Here is a 17,565-nt window from a genome sequence, read left to right on the forward strand (position 1 = left end):
TAGATGCCAGCTGCGCTCGCGGCGAATGTGCGCGGGCCGGGCAGGTCTCGCCGCGGGCCGAACGATGCCTTACAGCGCCGGCTGGAACGTTTCCGCCTGAGCCATCCGCCAGGCGTCGCGGAAACGTGGGTCTTCGGTGCCTTCGAGCAGCTCGCCAGGGCGCAGCGCCGGATAGAGCTGCGCAAAGGATCTCACATCGGTGGTCGAGGTGCGCTGGGTGAAGTGAATCGGGCGCAGCTGCTGCGGATGCTCGAGGCCCGCCGCGGCGATCAGCTCGGTCAGCGAATGCAGGGTGGCGTGGTGATAATTGTGCACGCGGTCGATCTTGAGCGGCACGTAAAGCGCGCGCGCGCGCGTCGGGTCCTGCGTCGCCACCCCGGTCGGGCAGCGGTCGGTGTGGCAGCTCAGCGACTGGATGCAGCCGAGCGAGAACATGAAGCCGCGCGCCGAGTTGCAATAGTCGGCGCCGATCGCCATCGCACGCGCCATGTCGAAGGCGGTCGCGATCTTGCCGGACGCTCCGATCTTGATGCGGTCGCGCGCGTTGATGCCGATCAGCGCGTTGTGGACAAAATTGACGCCCTCGCGCATCGGCATGCCCAGATGATCCATGAATTCCAGCGGCGCCGCGCCGGTGCCGCCTTCATTGCCGTCAATGACGATGAAATCAGGATAGATGCCGGTCTGAAGCATCGCCTTGCAGATCGCCAGGAATTCCCAGGGATGGCCGACGCACAGCTTGAAGCCGGCCGGCTTGCCGCCGGACAGGCGGCGCATCTCGGCGATGAACTGCATCATGCCGGCCGGGGTGGAGAAGGCGCGATGCGAGGCCGGCGAGATGCAGTCCTCGCCCATCGCGACGCCGCGGATCTTGGAGATCTCCTCCGAGACCTTTGCCGCCGGCAGCACGCCGCCGTGGCCGGGCTTGGCGCCCTGGCTGACCTTGAGCTCGACCATCTTGATCTGGTCGTCACCGGCAACGCGCGCGAACGCTTCGGGATCGAAGGTGCCGTCGGGATGTCGGCAGCCGAAATAGCCGGAGCCGATCTCCCAGATGATGTCGCCGCCCATCTCGCGATGATAGGGGCTGACACCACCCTCGCCGGTGTCGTGCGCAAAACCGCCCTTCCTGGCGCCGGCATTGAGCGCACGCACTGCGTTGGGGCTGAGCGCGCCAAAGCTCATCGCGGAAATGTTGAACACCGAAGCCGAATAGGGCTTCTTGCAGTCGGGACCGCCGATGCTGATGCGGAATTTCTCCGCGGCATGCGCCTTCGGCGAAACCGAGTGATGCATCCACTCGTAGCCCTGGCGGTAGACGTCCTCCTGGGTGCCGAAAGGACGCTTGTCGAGCTCCATCTTGGCGCGCTGATAGACCACTGCGCGGGTGTCGCGCGAGAACGGCATGCCGTCCTTCTCGCTCTCGAAAAAATACTGCCGCATCTCCGGGCGGATCTCTTCGAGCAGGAAGCGGATATGCGCCGAAATCGGATAGTTGCGCAGCACCGCGTGGCTCTTTTGCAGGAGATCGCGGACGCCGAGCAGCGTCAGCGCGCCGAAGATCAGGATCGGCACCAGCAGGATGTCGAAGATCTTGCGGTCGGCGATGCCGATGCCGATCAGGAGCGCGGTGACGACCGCGCAGATCGTCAGCACGATGTAGCGCGGCGAGAATGGCAGCAGCAGGGTCTCCATGATCCCCTCCTCCGCCAGCGGCAGGCGTTTGGGGGATGAGTGTCGGGAGGAGTCCTGCGTCTTGGTGTCGTCGGCCACGATTCCCATCCTCTCGCCAGCATGAGGCGGTACGATACGCCCTCGCCTGTCATACGGATATGACGCGGCCCTTGTTTCAGGCTAGCGAATTCGGCCGAGATAAATCAATCAGCCGAGAGGATAGGCTTTTGCAGTGCAGCAGAGGGGATGGAAACGGGGACTGGTGGAGGCAACAGTCGCCACCACAACTGAGCTGTCGTCCCGGGCAAGCGTCAGCGCAGACCCGGGATCCATAACCACAGGGGTCGATGGTGAAAAAAGCCGTCACTCCGAGTCTTCGCATAACCGCGGCTGGTGGGTATGGGTCCCGGATCGGCGCGCGCTTAGGCGCGCTTGTCCGGGACGACACCGGAGTGGATCGCTAAGTGTTCGGCAAGACGGCGACCAGAGCTTACCGCTCGACGAACGCCTTCTCGATCACGAAATGGCCGGGCTTGTTGCCGCTGCCTTCGATGAAGTCGCGGCCTTCGAACATCACCTTCAGCTCTTCGAGCATCCCCGGGCTGCCGCACATCATGATGCGGTCGGTGGCGATGTCGAGGGGCGATTGCCCGATATCGTTGAAGATCTGCTCGGAGTTGATGAGGTCGGTGATGCGGCCGCGATTCCTGAACGGCTCGCGGGTCACGGTCGGGTAGTAGATCAGCTTGTCCGCGAGCAGCTCGCCGAACAGCTCGTCCTCGCGCAAGGAAGCGACCAGCCTCTCGCCATAGGCGAGCTCGGAGACCTGGCGGCAGCCGTGCACCAGCACGATGGACTCGAACTGCTCATAGACCTCGGGGTCCTTGATCAGGCTCGCGAACGGCGCGAGGCCCGTTCCGGTCGAGAGCAGCATCAGCCGCTTGCCGGGAAGGAGGTTATCGGTGATCAGCGTGCCGGTCGCCTTGCGGCCGACCAGGATGGTGTCGCCTTCCTTGATCTTCTGCAGACGCGAGGTCAGCGGGCCGTCCTGAACCTTGATCGAGAAGAACTCGAGCTCTTCCTCGTGGTTGGCGCTTGCCATGCTGTAGGCGCGCAGCAGCGGACGGCCGTCGATCTCGAGGCCGATCATCGCGAACTGGCCGTTCTGGAAGCGGAAGCCGGTATCGCGCGTGGCGCGGAAGCTGAACAACGTGTCGGTCCAGTGCTGGACGGAAAGAACCTTCTCTCGGTAAAACGCGCTCATGATTTTCGATATTCCGAATAATTGCGGTTTTAGGGCAAAAGCGTTGCCCGGCCCTGAAACGGGGCGGACACCATTGCCATGGCGGAGGATTTCGCGTGTGTGATCTACGCCATTGAGACCAATAATCAACCTCGTTCCGGATGCAATTGATGCCGGTCAAACCGGCATTTGCGGCGGAATTGGCCATATTGTTAATGAATCTGCTGCCGGGCGCGCGCCGCGGGCAATTTCTTTTCCCTGCAGCGTTCGAATGCAGCACTTAATTTCCATCGCGCTCGCGAGAATTTCATTAAGAATAGCTCTGACTTTCACCCCGGTTCGGCGCCGTTTCCCGCATTTTTGCGGCTTTTGGCGCCAGGAACGTCTGAAACGCGACAGAAACACATGGCGGCAAGCGACGAGCGAATCTTCGTCCAGGCGATCAGGCGCTATTGCGCGGACCATGGCATCGCGGTCGATGTCCGTGCCGATGGCTGGCTGGTCGCGATGCGCCGGGGCGATGAGCGGCGCTTTGCCTTCGGCTACGACATCGGCCTCAACAGCGCCATCCCCCATCGCCTCGCCAACGACAAATCGGCGACATCAGAGGCGCTGGCGTTGGCGGGCGTTCCCTGCATTCCCCATCACCTCTTCCTCAACCCAAGGCTGGGCGTGCACGTCGCCGGTGCCGATTGGCGCCAGCAGATGCTCGCGCTGCTCGGTCAGAATCCGCAAGGCGTGGTGGTGAAGCCGAACGAGGGGACATCGGGACGCTCGGTGTTCAAGGTGGCGACGGCGGCCGAACTCGACCACGCGGCTGGCGAGGTTTTCTCAATGAGCGCCGGGCTCGTGATCTCGCCCTATGTCGCGATCGAGGACGAGGTCCGTGTGGTGCTGCTCGGAGATGAACCCCTCGTCGTCTACAGCAAGCAGCGTGGCACGGATTGGCGGCACAATCTCGATGCCGGAGCAAAGCCGGTGCTGCTGGAGGATGGCGACGTTCGCACCGCCTGCGCAAAGCTGGCGAGCGATGCCGCGCGCGCCATCGGCATTGTCTTTGCGTCGATCGACGTGGTTCGCGTGAATGGCGAGTGGAGCGTGCTCGAGATCAATTCCGGCGTGATGATGGAAGCGCTCGGCAAGCTGCATCCGCAACTCGTGCAAGCGGCGTATGACGCGGCGCTGGACCGGGTGTTTGGGCAGAGATAGCAGCCGCGAGCTCGCTGCACCCTCTCCCCTTGTGGGAGAGGGTGGCTCACCGCGTAGCGGTGAGACGGGTGAGGGGTCTCTCTCCGCGAGTGAAACTTCTGCGTCTGAATTTGCGGAGCTAACCCCTCATCCGGCGCTTCGCGCCACCTTCTCCCACAAGGGGAGAAGGGAAGGCATCGAGCCTGCGGCGCGACACGAACGCTAATTATTCGCGCTCGCCGAATCGTCCATCGCCCTGAACGCCTCTTCCAACTGCAGCGAGATCGGCACGTTCAGACGTTCGCCGGTGGGAAGCCTTGCGGTGAACCATTTGTTGTAGAGCGGGACCAGATCGCGGTTGGAGCCGAGCTTGCGGAAGGCACGTTCGACCACGGCGGAGAGCTGCGGCTCGCCCTTCCTGAACATGATGCCGTAGGGGTCATAGGACAAATAGTCCCCGACCACGCGAAAATATTCCTGCGCCTTGTGGCGCGCGATCAGGCCGTAGAGCAGGATGTCGTCGGTCGCGAATGCATCAGCCTTGCCGTCGTTCACCATCTGAAACGACTGCTCGTGATCCAGCGCGGTCACGATGTTGAGGCCGAGCGAGAGCTTCTTGTCGACGGCGTGTATCGCCTGCTCGTTCGTCGTACCCTTGGTCACCACGACGGTCCTGCCCTTCAGGTCCGCGATACCGGAAATTGCCGCTCCCTTCGGCACCATCAGCTTGGTGCCGGCGACGAACATCAGGGGCGAGAAGGCGACGCGCTTGCCGCGCTCGGCATTGGCGGTGGTCGAGCCGCATTCCAGGTCGATCTTGTTCTGCAGCACGGCGTCGATGCGGTCGTCCGAGGTGACCTTGACGTAATCGATCTTCAGATTGGGATCGTCGACCTCGATGCCGATCTCCTCGACGATGGCCTCGCAGAGCTCGAGGCTGTAGCCGATCGGACGGCCCGACTGGTCGAGGAAGGAGAACGGCGGCGAGCTCTCGCGATAGCCGAGCCGCACCGTGTGCGCTTTCTTGACGGCCGCCAGCGTCGGGCTGAGCCCCTCGCCGCCGGTCTGCGCGCGAGCCGAGGTCGCGAACAAGGAGGTCGCGAGCAACGATGCCGCGAGCAACAACCCGCCTGAGGTCAGTGACCTCGCCAGTGTCTGGCGCATGGTTCGCTCCTACCCATGGCTGGCCATCGCGGGCACTTCGCCCGGCACCATATCCTCGGGCACGACGTCGCCGGGTCCGAGCTCGTGCTCGGGCCCTAGCTCGCCTTCCCATTTGGCTACGACCGAGGTCGCGAGCGTGTTGCCGATCACGTTGGTGGCGCTGCGGCCCATGTCGAGGAAGGTATCGATGCCCATGATCATCAACAGGCCCGCCTCGGGAATGTTGAACTGCGCCAGCGTCGAGGCGATCACCACGAGCGAGGCGCGCGGCACGCCGGCGACGCCTTTCGAGGTGATCATCAGCGTCGCCAGCATCGCGAGCTGGGTGCCGAGCGGCATGTCGATGTGGTAGCTCTGCGCGATGAAGACGGCCGCGAAGGTGCAGTACATCATCGTGCCGTCGAGATTGAAGGAATAGCCGAGCGGCAGCACGAAGCTCGAGATCCGCGACGAGGCGCCGAAGCGGTTGAGCGCCTCGAGCGTCTTCGGATAGGCCGCCTCCGAGCTCGCGGTCGAGAACGCGATCATCAGCGGCTCGCGGACCAGCTTCAAGAGATGGCTGTAGCGCGGGCCGATCACGATGAAGCCGACGATGACCAGGATGGTCCACAGGATCGCCAGCGAGAGATAGAAGCCTCCCATGAACACGACGAGCTTCCACAGCACCGCAAGGCCATTCTTGGCGACGGTTGCGGTGATCGCGGCCCACACCGCGAGCGGCGCGAACAGCATCACGTAGCTCGTCACCTTCAGCATGATGTGGCCGACGTCGTCGATCATCGCGAGGATCGGCTTCGAACGTTCGGGCATGGAGCCCATCGCCACCGAGAAGAACACCGCGAAGATCACGATCTGGAGGATCTCGTTCTGCGCCATCGCGTCCGCGATCGAGGTCGGGATCAGATGCGTGAGGAATTTCTCGATCGAGAAGGCCGACACCGGCAGGCCGGTCGATTGCCCCGCCTGGGGCAGCGTGCCCGGGAAGTTCGCACCGGGCTGCAGCAGATTCACCATCACGAGGCCGAGCAGCAGCGAGACGAAGGAGGCGCTGATGAACCAGCCCATGGTCTTGGCGAAGATGCGGCCGAGCTTGGAGCCCGAGCCCATATGCGCGATGCCGCCGACCAGGGTCGCGAACACCAGCGGCGCGATGATCATCTTGATCAGGCGCAGGAACATCATGGCGATCAGGTTGATCGAGGACGCCCAGTCGGCGCGCGTGTCGGGCAGGAAGTTGTAGATTGCCGATCCCATGATGATGCCGAGCACCATCGCGGCCAGAATGTATTGCGTGAACCTGTTCGACATCGCTTACCCCCCACGTACACCGGCGCTTCATGATGTCGCAGTTATCACAACGACGCAACACGCTTTGCGTGTGATCGCGTTTTCAGGATGTTCCCGTTGTGAAATGGAACGCCGCGATCTAGCCTTCATGCAGCGCACAACGCATGCGGCCTGCACGTTTTGTTTGCTGCGGCTGCATCAATAATCGTCAAGACAATCAAAGAGGGAAACGCCATGAGCGGCAACATCAATCACCAGGTTCTGCTGGTCGAAAAACCCAGCAGCAAGCTCGGCCCCGAACATTTCAAGATGGTGGAGAGCACAGTGCCGGAGCCGAAGGACGGCGAAGCCTTGCTGCGTGTGCGATACATTTCGCTCGACGCCGCCAACCGCGCCTGGATGCACGGCGCGACCTATCGCTCCGCGGTCGAGGCCAACAGCGTGATGGCTGGCGGCGCCATTGCCGAGGTCGTCAGCTCGAAGGCCGAGGGGCTTGCGGCGGGCGACATCGTGTTCGGTGACACCGGCTGGCAGGAATTTGCCGCGGTGCCGGCAAAGCATCTCACCAAGATGCCGAAGCTCGAGCCGATGACGCACCTGCTCAGCGTGTTCGGCATCGCCGGCCTCACCGCCTATTTCGGCCTGCTCGAGATCGGCAAGCCCAAAGAGGGTGAGACCGTCGTGGTCTCCGCGGCCGCGGGCTCGGTCGGCTCGATCGTCGGGCAGATCGCCAAGATCAAAGGATGCCGCGTGATCGGCATTGCCGGCGGCGCGGACAAGTGCAGCTGGCTGACCTCCGAGCTCGGCTTCGATGCCGCCGTCGACTACAAGGACGGCGCGGTCTTCAAGGCGCTACGCGCAGCTGCACCCAAGGGCATCGACGTCTATTTCGACAATGTCGGCGGCGACATTCTGGAAGCCTGCCTGCCGCAGATGAACAATTATGGCCGCATCGCCTGTTGCGGCGCGATCTCGCAATATGACGGCGCGCCCTCCGCGCACGGCCCGCGCGGCGTGCCCGGGCTGATCGTGGTGAAGCGGCTGGTCATGCAAGGTTTCATCGTGATGGATTACATGAAGGAGAGCCAGCGCGCGCTCGCCGAGCTCCAGGGCTGGGTCAAATCCGGCAAGCTGAAGGTGCAGGAGGACATCATCGATGGCCTCAAGAACACGCCAAAGGCGCTGATCGGATTGCTCGCGGGCGAGAACCGCGGCAAGCGCATGGTCAGGCTCTGACGGCGCAATTGCACCGGCATAATTGACTTGCGGGTGACGTCAAAGCGGCGAATGATGCTGCTTGCGAGGCGTCACTCGCGAAGATTGCGATTACATCACATTTTGAAAGTCGTCGGCGTGACCGACGGGCAGGAAATCACCAGATGTTCAATACGTTGAAACAGGCATCGACGCGCAAGGCGTTGCTGGCGGCCGCGCTCTTCGCAACTGCAACAGGCGCGTTCGCGCAAGCACCGACCGAGGCCCAGAAGAGCGCCATCCGCTCCGCATGCCGTTCGGATTTCATGGCGCATTGCTCGAGCGTGACGCCCGGCGGCGTGGAAGCGTATCAATGCCTGGCGAAGAACATGTCCAGCCTGTCGGCGGGATGCCAGACCGCGGTTCGCGCCGTCGAACCTGCGAAAACCGAAGCTGCCCCCGCCGCGCCGAAGACCGAGGCCGCGCCCAAGGCGGAAACGGCGCCAGCCGCACCGAAAGCAGATGCCGCCCCCGCGGCAAAGCCGGCTGCCGCACCCGCGCAGAAGGCCGCTGCCGCCAAGCAGCCGAGCAGCGCGCAGGTTGCGGCGGTCAAGAGCGCGTGCCGCGCCGACTATCCCAAGGTGTGCGCCAGCGTGCCGCCGGGCGGCGCGGCGGCACTCGAATGCCTTGAAAAGAACAAGGCCAGAGTTTCACCGGCCTGCGAGAAGGCCGTGAGCGCCGCAGCCGGCGGTGGCGCTGCCGCAACGGCGGCGCCCGCGGGTGCGGCTCCCGCAGCAGCAGCCCCCGCGGCGGGAGCCGCGCCGGCGGCAGCGCCAGCCGTGATCGTGTTGCGTCCGTTGCTGCCGCGCGAAGAGCTGTTCATCCTGAGGTCGGCCTGCGGCGCCGACATCCGCACGCTCTGCGCCGGCGTCGCGCCCGGAAGCGGCCGCATCATTCAATGCATTTCCAACAGGGCTGCCTCGCTGTCGCCGGCGTGCAAGGACGTGCTCGCCCCATTCGCGGCGAGATAACGCGGCGCACGCGTCAAGCGCGACAATGACGAACGGCGTGCGCATGAATTTTCGCACGCCTGCAACGACAAATCTTTTGCAGATATCCGATTTCGATCACGACAAGCCCGGGAGGACCACATGCGTTCATTGCTGCTCGTCGCTTCTGCACTGCTTGCCTTCGCTGCGACCATGACCTTCGAGGCCACCGACGCCAATGCGGTGGTGTGCGCCCGCGGCGTCTATCGCGCCGGCTGCGCCGGGCCGAACGCGGCCGTCGTGGTCCGCAAGCCGGTTCCAGCCGTGCGCTGTACCAGGGTGCTTGTGAACGGGGTCTACGTGAAGCGCTGCGTCTGACGGTGCGGATGGCCAAGCCGGCGCGGTTTGGCTATGATTCGGACCTGACGGTTTCGGACACGCGTAAAAATTGTGTCCGAAGATGCGCTTTGGCGCGCCTGCGCTGGCCGATAATTCCGCTGGCGCGGAACGCCGGAGCACATTAGTCTACCCCTAGATAGTAAGTATACTGTCAATTAGGGAGGCAGACGTTGCGGATCGCCGTGATTGGCGGAGGGCCCGGTGGGCTCTACTTCGCCTATCTCTGGAAGAAGCGTCACCCCGAGGATCAGGTCGACCTGTTCGAACAGAACCCGGCCGACGCGACCTGGGGCTTTGGCGTCGTGTTCTCCGACCAGGCGCTGGAGTTCCTGCGTGCCGACGACCCCGAGACGGTCGACGCGATCGCGCCGCACATGGAGAGCTGGGAGAACATCACGCTGAACCTCGGCGGCGACAGCGTCGCCATCGACGGGGTCGGCTTCTCCTCGATCGGGCGGCTCGAGCTGCTGCGGTTCCTGCAGCAGCGCGCGCTCGACGTCGGCGTCACCCCACGCTTCGACACGCAGATTCATGCCATCGACCAACTCAACGGCCATGATTTGATCGTCGCTGCCGACGGCTTGAACTCGCAGGTGCGCCGCGCCTTCGAAGGTGATTTCGGCACCTCGCTGTCCTACTCCTCCAACAAGTTCGTCTGGTACGGCACCTCGAAACGCTTCGACACGCTGTCGCAGACCTTCGTGAAAACCGACCGCGGCGCCTTCAACGCCCATCACTACCGCTACTCGCCCGCCATGAGCACGTTCCTGGTCGAATGCGACCACGCGACCTGGCAGGCCTACGGTTTCGCCTACAAGGACGTCGAGCAGTCCAAGGGCGTCTGCGAAGAGGTGTTCGCGGACACGCTTGGCGGCCATTGCCTCGTCTCCAACAAATCGGTCTGGCGCAACTTCCCCTGGGTCTGGAACGAACATTGGTCGTTCAAGAACATGGTGCTGATCGGCGATGCCCTGCATTCGGCGCACTTCTCGATCGGCTCGGGCACGCGGCTCGCGATCGAGGACGCCATCGCGCTGGTCAAGGCGCTGGAATCGGATGCGCATCTTGCGACCGCCCTGCATCGCTACCAGGCCGCGCGAAAACCGGTGGTGGAGAAGCTCGTCAACGCCGCGCGCACGAGTGCCTTCTGGTACGAGCATTTTGCCCAGCACATGCAGCAGGACCTGATGGACTTCGCCTACAGCTACATCACCCGCTCCGGCCGCATCGACGATGCACGCCTGCGCCACATGTCGCCGGGCTTCATGGCGCGTTACGAGGCTGCCAAGAACGGCGGGGGCGAGGCATGAGCAACGAGATCTTCGACCAGGTGCCTGCCGACAGCGAAGGGGCGCGCGAGATCGGCTTTGCCGTTCCGGAACTCTATAACGCCAGCCGCGTGCTGTTCGACAATCTCGCCAAGGGCCGTGGCGACAAAGTCGCGCTCATGGGTCCGGCAGGCACGCGGACCTATACCGAGCTCTGCGACGAGGCTTGCCGCTGGGGCAACGGTTTTGCATCGCTCGGCCTGAAGCGCGGCGACCGCGTGCTGCTGTTCCTCGACGACACCCCGGCCTACCCGGCCGCGTTCTTCGGCGCGGTGCGGGCCGGCTTCGTGCCGCTCCTGATCAACACCCTGACGCCGCCGGATTTGCTGCAATTCTACCTCGCCGATTCCGGCGCCAGCGTTGCGGTGGCGGACGCCGAATTCGCGCCGCGCTTCAATGCCGAGGCCTGCAAGGATACGCGCCTGCGCACGCTGATTGTCGCCAATGGCGAGGCGAGCGATCTCGCCGCGCCGAGTGCGCTCGCGGCGACGGACTGGCTCAAGCAATTCCCGGCCAAGCTGGCGGAAGCGGAGACGCATCGCAACGAGATGGCGTTCTGGATGTACTCGTCCGGCTCGACCGGCCGGCCCAAGGGCATCGTGCATCTCCAGCACGACATGGCCTATAGCGAGCTCGCCTTTGCGCAGAACGTGCTGAAGCTGACGCCTGATGACATCTGCTTCTCGGTGCCAAAGATCTTCTTCGCCTACGGCTTCGGCAACTCCGTCACCTTCCCGTTTTCGGCAGGCGCGGCAACGCTGCTGCTGCCGGGGCAACCGAAACCCGCCGCGATCTTCGCGGCGATCGAGCAGTACAGCCCGACATTGTTCTTCGGCCTGCCGACGCTCTACACGTCCCTGACCAAGGCCGAGGGCGCGCAACAGACCAACTTCTCGTCGCTGCGCATGTCGCTCTCCGCCGCCGAAGTGCTGTCGGCGGAGGTCTTCAACGGCTGGAAGACGCTCACGGGCCTGGAGATCGTCGAAGGCCTCGGCTCGACCGAGGTGCTGCACATCTACCTCTCCAACAGGCCCGAGCAGAAGAAGTTAGGGGCCGCAGGCCTGCGCGTGCCCGGCTACGAGGTTGCGCTGCGCGACAAGGACGGACGCGATGTCGCCGACAACGAGGAAGGCATCTTGTGGGTGCGTGGCGATTCCAACACGCCGCTGTACTGGAACCGGCCGGACAAATCCGCCGAAACCATCCGCGAGGCGGGGTGGATCTACACCGGCGACCGCTTCATCCGCGACGCCGACGGCTTCCACTTCTTCCGCGGCCGCGCCGATGATCTGATCAAGATCTCGGGCCAATGGGTTTACCCGCTCGAGGTCGAGCTGTGCCTCGCCGACCATCCCGATATTCGCGAATGCGCCGTGTTCGCCACCGAGCTGCCGGACCGTCGCATGACGCTGAAGGCGGTGGTGGTGATGAACAACCGCGCAGCCAACCCGGGCGAGACGACGCGGCGGCTGCAGGACTATGTGAAGGGCAAGCTGCTTCCTTACAAATATCCGCGAGAGGTGATTTTCACCGACGAGCTGCCGAAGACGGGCACGGGGAAGATCGATCGGCAGGCGCTGCTGCGGATGTGACCACCACTGTCATCGCCCGGCTTGACCGGGCGATCCAGTATTCCAGAGGCGTTTGTGATTGAACCGAGAAGCCGCGGCGTACTGGATTCCCCGCCTTCGCGGGGAATGACAGCGCAGATCAGGGCGACAGCGCCGCCACACTCTCGCTGTCGTCCCCGCAAACGCGGGGCCCATACCACAGCAATCGTAGGGTGGGCAAAGCGGAGCGTGCCCACGTCTTCTGATCGTTGGAGAGAGATCGTGGGCACGGCGCAAGAGCGCCTTTGCCCACCCTACGAGATCTGAGTGTGCGGCGCGAACATCGCCTCACACCTCCTCCTCACCCCGCCTTCCCGAGATGCTCCAGCGCATCCTCGGCCCGCAGCGGCACGCGTGAGGCCTCGTTGTTGAGATCGACGAGCTGCACCAAAAGCCCCATCAACTCCTTGCGGTCGGCGGGCTTCAGCGGCTCCAGCATCCGCGCCTGGGCGCGTTCGACGGCGGGGATGATCTCGCGCAGGATCGCGGCGCCCGATTTGGTCAGATAGAGCAGCTTGATCCGCTTGTCCTCGGGGGCCGGCTTGCGCTCGACATAGTCCTTGGCCTGGAGACGCTCGATCACGCTGCCAAGCGTGGAGCGGTCAAAGGCGATCACCGCCGATAGCCGCGTCGCGTCGATGCCGGGATGGGTGTGGATCGCGATCAGCGCCGCATACTGCACCGGGGTCAGGTCGAACGCCTTGCACTCCTCCATGAAGATCGAGACCGCGATCTGCTGCATGCGCCGGAACAGATAGCCCGGCGCGGCATAGACCGCGTCGATCGTGATCGGCGGAGGCGGCTTACTCGGCATCGGGCTGCTTCTCCGGTGCGGCATTGGCAAACGCGGCGAGCGCCTTTGCGGCCGCCTCTGCCGCGAGCAGGCGCGGATAGGCCGACACGTCGACGCCGAAACGGCGGGCATTGGCGAGCTGCGGCACCAGGCAGAGATCGGCGAGCGTCGGCACATCGCCGAAGCAGAACGGGCCGGGCTCGTCCTTGATCAGCGTCTCGCAAGCCGACAGCCCTTCGCGGTTGACCCAGGCGGCCCAGTCCTGGACCTTTTCTTCGGGCAAGCCAAGCTCGCGCAACCGCCCCAGCACTTTCAGGTTCTGCACCGGATGGGTGTCGCAGGCGATCGCCAGCGCGAACGCCCTCACCTTGGCACGCCGCAGCGGATCCTTCGGCAGCAGCGGCGGATTGGGATGGGTCTCGTCGAGCCATTCGATGATGGCGACCGATTGCGTCAGCACCGCGCCGCCGTCGTTCTCCAGCGCCGGCACGAGACCTTGCGGATTGATGGCGAGATAAGCGGGCGCGCATTGCTCGCCCTTGCGCAAATGATGCGGCAGATGCTCGGCTCCAAGGCCCTTGAGGTTCAGCGCGATCCGCACCCGATAGGCAGCGCTGGAGCGGAAATAGCCGTGCAGCTTCATCGGAACCCTCCCGTTTTCTCGTTGCTTGTACGTCGTTCGTCACGTTGACGCTAGCCAGATTGGCAGTATACTGTCAATTTAGAAACGAACAGGAGGCGCGCATGGAAGCCGTGACCAAGACGCCGGAACGCGAGGCGTTCTACAAGAAGATCGACGGCGAGAATCTCACCGCGCTGTGGACGGTGATGAGCGATCTGATCACACCGGAGCCGAAAAGCGCCTGCCGGCCGCACCTCTGGAAGTTCGACGTCATCCGCGACTACATGACGGAGGCCGGCAAGCTGATCACCGCCAAGGAAGCCGAGCGGCGCGTGCTGGTGCTGGAGAATCCCGGCCTGCGCGGCCAGTCCAAGATCACGACCTCGCTCTATGCAGGCGTGCAGATGGTGGTGCCTGGCGACGTCGCGCCGGCGCACCGGCATAGCCAGTCGGCGCTGCGCTTCGTGCTCGAAGGCAAGGGTGCGCATACCGCGGTTGACGGCGAGCGCACCGCGATGGAGCCCGGCGACTTCATCATCACGCCGTCGATGACCTGGCACGACCATTCCAACGAGACCGATCAGCCGATGTTCTGGCTGGATGGCCTCGACATTCCGCTGGTGCAGTTCTTCGACTGCTCCTTTGCCGAAGGCTCCAAGGAAGACCAGCAGAAGATTACGAGACCGGCCGGCGACAGCTTTGCCCGCTATGGCCACAACCTGCTGCCGGTCGACGTGAAGCGGAGCTCGAAGACCTCGCCGATCTTCAGCTATCCCTACGCCTACACCCGCGAGGCGCTGGAGAAAGCCAGGACGAGCCAGGAGTGGGACGCATGTCACGGGCTGAAGCTGAAATTCAGCAACCCCGAGACCGGCGATTTCGCCATGCCGACCATCGGCACCTTCATCCAGCTGCTGCCCAAAGGTTTTAATACCGCGCGCTATCGTGCGACCGATGCCACCGTGTTCTGTCCGATCGAAGGCCGTGGCCGCAGCCGCATCGGCGATGCTGTGTTCGAATGGGGCCCGCGCGATCTGTTCGTGGTGCCGAGCTGGCAATGGGTCACGCACGAAGCGGATGAGGATGCCGTGCTGTTCAGCTTCTCGGATCGTCCGGTGCAGCAGAAGCTGGATTTGTTCCGCGAAGATCGCGGGAACGCGTGACGGCAGGCCGGTCTCGTAGGGGGGGCAAAGGCGCACTTGCGCCGTGCCCACGCGCCTTATCAAGAGATCGTGGGCACGCTTACGCTTTGCCCACCCTACGGGTGCCGTGAATGTGGCTACCGCCAGTGCAACAGCCTAAGCTCCAGCCAGCCGATCACCTTCCCGACCGCCAGCCCGAACACCGACAAAATCACCACGCCCGCGAGCAGCTGATCTGTCTGCATCAGATTGCCGGCCTGGAGCACGAAGGCGCCGATGCCGTATTGGGCGCCGATCATCTCGGCGCTGACGACGAGGAGAAGCGCGACGGAGGCGGTGATGCGGAAGCCGGCGAGGATCGCGGGCAGCGCCCCCGGCCAGACCACCTTGCGCACGATGGTGGCGAAGGGAACGTTGAAACTCTGCGCCATGCGGATGAGGTTGCGCGGCACCGCATCGACGCCGCTATAGACCGAGATCGCGGTCGAGAAGAACACGCCGAGCGCGATCGTCGCGATCTTCGGCTCTTCGCCGATGCCGAGCCACAGGATCAACAGCGGCAGCAGCGCGATCTTCGGGATCGGGAACAGCGCCGAGATGAAGGTGATGCCGACGCCGCGCGCCAGCCGCGACAGGCCGATGGCAAAGCCGACGGCGACGCCGGCCGCCGTCCCCAACAGCCAGCCGACGCCGATGCGCAGCAGCGAGGCCGACAGATGCTGCCAGAGCGCGCCTGAGATCGCGAGCTGATAGATCGCCCGTGCGATCGCCGACGGCGCAGGCAGAAACAGGGGATTGACGAGGCCGGTGCTGCCCGCCGCCTGCCAGATCGCGATGACGAAAGCGAGCGCGATCCAGCCGCCGAAACGGCTCGACGCGGGCACGAAGCCTGCGCCACGAAAGCGAACGCGCCGCGTCGCGCTATCCTTCGCAGTGTCAGCCGCCGCGCGATCAAGCATGCTGGACCTCGCGCTCGGCATCGATGGCTTCGTTGCGGATCAGCGACCAGATCTGGTTCTGCAGCGCCAGCAGTTTTTCGCGCGCCGCAGCTTCGCCGCGCTCGCCGCGCGTCATCGGCACCGTCACGACCTCGCGGATGCGCCCCGGTCGTCGCGACAGCACCACGATGCGATCGGCCAGCCGCGCGGCCTCTTCGAGATTATGGGTGACATAGACCGCGCCCATGCCGCCATCGGCGAGCAGGCGGACGAAATCCTCCATCAGGAGTTCGCGGGTCTGCGAATCCAGCGCGGAGAGCGGCTCGTCCATCAGCAGAATGGCGGGCTTCACCGCCAGCGCACGCGAGATGCCGACGCGCTGGCGCATGCCGCCGGAGAGCTGCTTTGGATAGGTTTTGCGGAAATCGGTCAGGCCGGTGCGGCGCAAGGCATCGTCGACCAGCGCGCGGCGCTGCGTGGCCGAGAGCTGGGTGTGCAGCAAAGGGAATTCAACGTTCTCCTCCACGCTCGCCCAGGGCAGCAGCGCAAAATCCTGGAACACGAAGGTGAGCGGATTGAGACTGTCCGCCGGCGGCGCGCCGCGGAGCTCGGGCGCGCCTGAGGTCGGCTGCAGCAGGCCACCTAGTATGGACAGCAGCGTGCTCTTGCCGCAACCGGAGGGCCCGACGATCGCCACCACCTCGCCGGCGCTCACCGTGAAGGAGACGTCGTCGAGCACGGCGAGGTCGCCGAAGCGGTGGGAGATGTGGTTGGCGATCAGGTCCATGGGGAACCTTCAACTCTCAACCCGTCATCCTGAGGTGCGAGCATTGCGATGCGTATGCATCGCGATGAGAGCCTCGAAGGATGAACGGCCGAGGCGCATTCGGGCCGTACGCCCTTCGAGGCCCACCTTGCGGCACGCCGCAAGGTGGGCACGTCAGGGTGACGGGGATAGTTGGGAGTACGGGGCATCAATCCGCCTTCACATAGTCCTTCGCGATGATCGCATTCGCGTCAAAACCCTTGTCGGCAAAGCCCTGCTCCTGCAGCCATTTGATCTGGTTGTCGACGTTCTTCACGTCGAGCTTGCCGTCGGGATCGATATAGGCGCAATTGCCGACCACCTGCTCGACCGGCAGATTGGTGTACTTCGCGATGATCTCCAGCAGCGGCTTGGTCTTGTCGTTGATCGGGGCGACGCCGTCCTTCATCGCGGCGAGGATGACGTCGTGATATTCGCGGTCGGCCTTGGCGAGTGCGCCGAGCAGCTTTGTCACCAGCGCCTTGTTGGTCAGCGTCTTCGGCGAGGCGAACACCGCACCCAGCTGCCAGGGCGTCTCGTCGCCGACCCACCCTAAGAATTTCGCGCCGCCTTCGTCCGTGAGCTTTCGCGCGGTCGAGATCGGCAGCAGCGCCGCATCGACGGTCTCGCCTTTCAGCGCGGCCGCCGCATTCGACAGCGATTGCAGCGGCACGATCTTCACGTCCGCAAGTTTGAAACCGTATTTGTCGGCGAGCAGGCCGAGCGAATAGTGGAAGGAGGAGCCGACCTGCGTCATCGCCACGCGTTTACCCGCGAGGTCCTTCGGCGTCTTCAATCCGGCCGCGTAAGCGTTGTTGCTGGCGAAATAGCCGATCAGGGGATAGCCGGCTTTCTCGCGGCTCATGCCGCCGATGACCTTCAGCACGCCCTTGCCGGCGAGATTGTAGAGACCGGCGGTGAAGGCGGTGATGCCGAAATCGACGTCGCCCGAGGTCGTCGCGACCGCGATCGGCTGCGCCGCGTCGAAGAATTTCAGCTCCACCTCGAGGCCGGCCTCGCGGAAATAGCCCTTGTCCTGCGCGATGAAGACAGGCGCGGAGGACGACAGACGGAGCACGCCGATCCTGGCCTTCAGCGCATCCTCGGCATGGGCTGCGCCCATTGCCATGATCGCCAAAAGACTGGCTGCCGCGAGCCGCGCAATTCCGATCATCCCGTTTCCTCCGCC

16 protein-coding genes are annotated in these 17,565 nt (G+C 64.1%); 7 read left to right on the forward strand and 9 right to left on the reverse strand.

The window, feature by feature from the left end; all coding sequences use genetic code 11:
* Positions 1–69: 69 nt before the first annotated feature.
* Together BM190_RS29345 and BM190_RS29350 are read right to left on the reverse strand one after the other, a co-directional pair.
* Complete coding sequence (locus BM190_RS29345) at positions 70–1,782, reverse strand: FMN-binding glutamate synthase family protein (RefSeq protein ID WP_177237365.1); 1,713 nt, start codon at positions 1,780–1,782, stop codon at positions 70–72.
* A 382-nt stretch (positions 1,783–2,164) separates the two neighbouring features.
* The gene (locus BM190_RS29350) at positions 2,165–2,938 is read right to left on the reverse strand and encodes a ferredoxin--NADP reductase (RefSeq protein WP_092261254.1); all 774 of its coding nucleotides are present in this window, start codon (positions 2,936–2,938) and stop codon (positions 2,165–2,167) included.
* Positions 2,939–3,322: 384 nt separating this feature from the next.
* Between BM190_RS29350 and BM190_RS29355 the strand changes: the two genes are divergently transcribed.
* Entirely contained in the window at positions 3,323–4,126 is an 804-nt protein-coding gene (locus BM190_RS29355) for an ATP-grasp domain-containing protein (RefSeq protein WP_092261255.1), read from the forward strand.
* Positions 4,127–4,327: 201 nt separating this feature from the next.
* On the opposite strand, the gene BM190_RS29360 is transcribed toward BM190_RS29355, so the two are convergent.
* Together BM190_RS29360 and BM190_RS29365 are read right to left on the reverse strand one after the other, a co-directional pair.
* The gene (locus BM190_RS29360) at positions 4,328–5,269 is read right to left on the reverse strand and encodes an amino acid ABC transporter substrate-binding protein (protein WP_092261256.1); all 942 of its coding nucleotides are present in this window, start codon (positions 5,267–5,269) and stop codon (positions 4,328–4,330) included.
* 9 nt (positions 5,270–5,278) lie between these two features.
* Positions 5,279–6,577: a dicarboxylate/amino acid:cation symporter gene (locus tag BM190_RS29365; protein ID WP_092261257.1), complete on the reverse strand. Its 1,299-nt coding sequence runs from the start codon at positions 6,575–6,577 to the stop codon at positions 5,279–5,281.
* Positions 6,578–6,790: 213 nt separating this feature from the next.
* Between BM190_RS29365 and BM190_RS29370 the strand changes: the two genes are divergently transcribed.
* From BM190_RS29370 to BM190_RS29390, 5 genes are all read left to right on the forward strand, one after another.
* Entirely contained in the window at positions 6,791–7,792 is a 1,002-nt protein-coding gene (locus BM190_RS29370) for an NADP-dependent oxidoreductase (RefSeq protein ID WP_092261258.1), read from the forward strand.
* A 143-nt stretch (positions 7,793–7,935) separates the two neighbouring features.
* Positions 7,936–8,781 carry a cysteine rich repeat-containing protein gene (locus BM190_RS29375; RefSeq protein WP_092261259.1) on the forward strand — a complete coding sequence of 282 codons (846 nt, stop codon included), beginning with the start codon at positions 7,936–7,938 and terminating at the stop codon, positions 8,779–8,781.
* A 120-nt stretch (positions 8,782–8,901) separates the two neighbouring features.
* Positions 8,902–9,117 (forward strand): hypothetical protein, encoded by a 216-nt coding sequence (locus tag BM190_RS29380; RefSeq protein ID WP_018316432.1) that lies wholly within the window; start codon positions 8,902–8,904, stop codon positions 9,115–9,117.
* A gap of 191 nt (positions 9,118–9,308) precedes the next feature.
* Entirely contained in the window at positions 9,309–10,448 is a 1,140-nt protein-coding gene (locus BM190_RS29385; RefSeq protein WP_177237366.1) for an FAD-dependent monooxygenase, read from the forward strand.
* Positions 10,445–12,058: a benzoate-CoA ligase family protein gene (locus tag BM190_RS29390; protein WP_092261260.1), complete on the forward strand. Its 1,614-nt coding sequence runs from the start codon at positions 10,445–10,447 to the stop codon at positions 12,056–12,058. Before BM190_RS29385 ends, BM190_RS29390 begins: the two co-directional genes overlap by 4 nt.
* A gap of 319 nt (positions 12,059–12,377) precedes the next feature.
* On the opposite strand, the gene BM190_RS29395 is transcribed toward BM190_RS29390, so the two are convergent.
* Complete coding sequence (locus tag BM190_RS29395) at positions 12,378–12,890, reverse strand: MarR family winged helix-turn-helix transcriptional regulator (RefSeq protein WP_177237367.1); 513 nt, start codon at positions 12,888–12,890, stop codon at positions 12,378–12,380.
* On the reverse strand, positions 12,880–13,512 hold the full coding sequence (gene maiA, locus BM190_RS29400) for a maleylacetoacetate isomerase (protein ID WP_092261262.1): 633 nt from the start codon (positions 13,510–13,512) through the stop codon (positions 12,880–12,882). Before maiA ends, BM190_RS29395 begins: the two co-directional genes overlap by 11 nt.
* 101 nt (positions 13,513–13,613) lie before the next feature.
* Between maiA and gtdA the strand changes: the two genes are divergently transcribed.
* A complete protein-coding gene (gene gtdA / locus BM190_RS29405; RefSeq protein WP_092261263.1) occupies positions 13,614–14,654 on the forward strand; it encodes a gentisate 1,2-dioxygenase in 1,041 nt (346 codons plus the stop codon).
* A gap of 116 nt (positions 14,655–14,770) precedes the next feature.
* On the opposite strand, the gene BM190_RS29410 is transcribed toward gtdA, so the two are convergent.
* From BM190_RS29410 to BM190_RS29420, 3 genes are all read right to left on the reverse strand, one after another.
* Positions 14,771–15,592: an ABC transporter permease gene (locus BM190_RS29410; protein ID WP_177237368.1), complete on the reverse strand. Its 822-nt coding sequence runs from the start codon at positions 15,590–15,592 to the stop codon at positions 14,771–14,773.
* Positions 15,585–16,358, reverse strand: coding sequence for an ABC transporter ATP-binding protein (locus tag BM190_RS29415; protein ID WP_092261265.1), 774 nt, complete (start codon positions 16,356–16,358; stop codon positions 15,585–15,587). Before BM190_RS29415 ends, BM190_RS29410 begins: the two co-directional genes overlap by 8 nt.
* A 187-nt stretch (positions 16,359–16,545) precedes the next feature.
* On the reverse strand, positions 16,546–17,550 hold the full coding sequence (locus BM190_RS29420) for an ABC transporter substrate-binding protein (RefSeq protein WP_018316440.1): 1,005 nt from the start codon (positions 17,548–17,550) through the stop codon (positions 16,546–16,548).
* Positions 17,551–17,565 lie beyond the last annotated feature (15 nt).

Origin of the sequence: Bradyrhizobium sp. Rc3b (assembly GCF_900114915.1) — a bacterium.
Lineage (GTDB): Bacteria > Pseudomonadota > Alphaproteobacteria > Rhizobiales > Xanthobacteraceae > Bradyrhizobium.

What these genes read in the sequence shown, in the direction of transcription:
- BM190_RS29420 (WP_018316440.1), bottom strand. Translation starts at nt 17,550, where the DNA reads ATGATCGGAATTGCGCGGCTCGCGGCAGCCAGTCTTTTGGCGATCATG.
- BM190_RS29360 (WP_092261256.1), bottom strand. Translation starts at nt 5,269, where the DNA reads ATGCGCCAGACACTGGCGAGGTCACTGACCTCAGGCGGGTTGTTGCTC.
- BM190_RS29370 (WP_092261258.1), top strand. Translation starts at nt 6,791, where the DNA reads ATGAGCGGCAACATCAATCACCAGGTTCTGCTGGTCGAAAAACCCAGC.
- BM190_RS29380 (WP_018316432.1), top strand. Translation starts at nt 8,902, where the DNA reads ATGCGTTCATTGCTGCTCGTCGCTTCTGCACTGCTTGCCTTCGCTGCG.
- BM190_RS29345 (WP_177237365.1), bottom strand. Translation starts at nt 1,782, where the DNA reads ATGGGAATCGTGGCCGACGACACCAAGACGCAGGACTCCTCCCGACAC.
- gtdA (WP_092261263.1), top strand. Translation starts at nt 13,614, where the DNA reads ATGGAAGCCGTGACCAAGACGCCGGAACGCGAGGCGTTCTACAAGAAG.
- BM190_RS29415 (WP_092261265.1), bottom strand. Translation starts at nt 16,358, where the DNA reads ATGGACCTGATCGCCAACCACATCTCCCACCGCTTCGGCGACCTCGCC.
- BM190_RS29410 (WP_177237368.1), bottom strand. Translation starts at nt 15,592, where the DNA reads ATGCTTGATCGCGCGGCGGCTGACACTGCGAAGGATAGCGCGACGCGG.
- BM190_RS29375 (WP_092261259.1), top strand. Translation starts at nt 7,936, where the DNA reads ATGTTCAATACGTTGAAACAGGCATCGACGCGCAAGGCGTTGCTGGCG.
- BM190_RS29395 (WP_177237367.1), bottom strand. Translation starts at nt 12,890, where the DNA reads ATGCCGAGTAAGCCGCCTCCGCCGATCACGATCGACGCGGTCTATGCC.
- BM190_RS29355 (WP_092261255.1), top strand. Translation starts at nt 3,323, where the DNA reads ATGGCGGCAAGCGACGAGCGAATCTTCGTCCAGGCGATCAGGCGCTAT.
- BM190_RS29350 (WP_092261254.1), bottom strand. Translation starts at nt 2,938, where the DNA reads ATGAGCGCGTTTTACCGAGAGAAGGTTCTTTCCGTCCAGCACTGGACC.
- BM190_RS29390 (WP_092261260.1), top strand. Translation starts at nt 10,445, where the DNA reads ATGAGCAACGAGATCTTCGACCAGGTGCCTGCCGACAGCGAAGGGGCG.
- maiA (WP_092261262.1), bottom strand. Translation starts at nt 13,512, where the DNA reads ATGAAGCTGCACGGCTATTTCCGCTCCAGCGCTGCCTATCGGGTGCGG.
- BM190_RS29365 (WP_092261257.1), bottom strand. Translation starts at nt 6,577, where the DNA reads ATGTCGAACAGGTTCACGCAATACATTCTGGCCGCGATGGTGCTCGGC.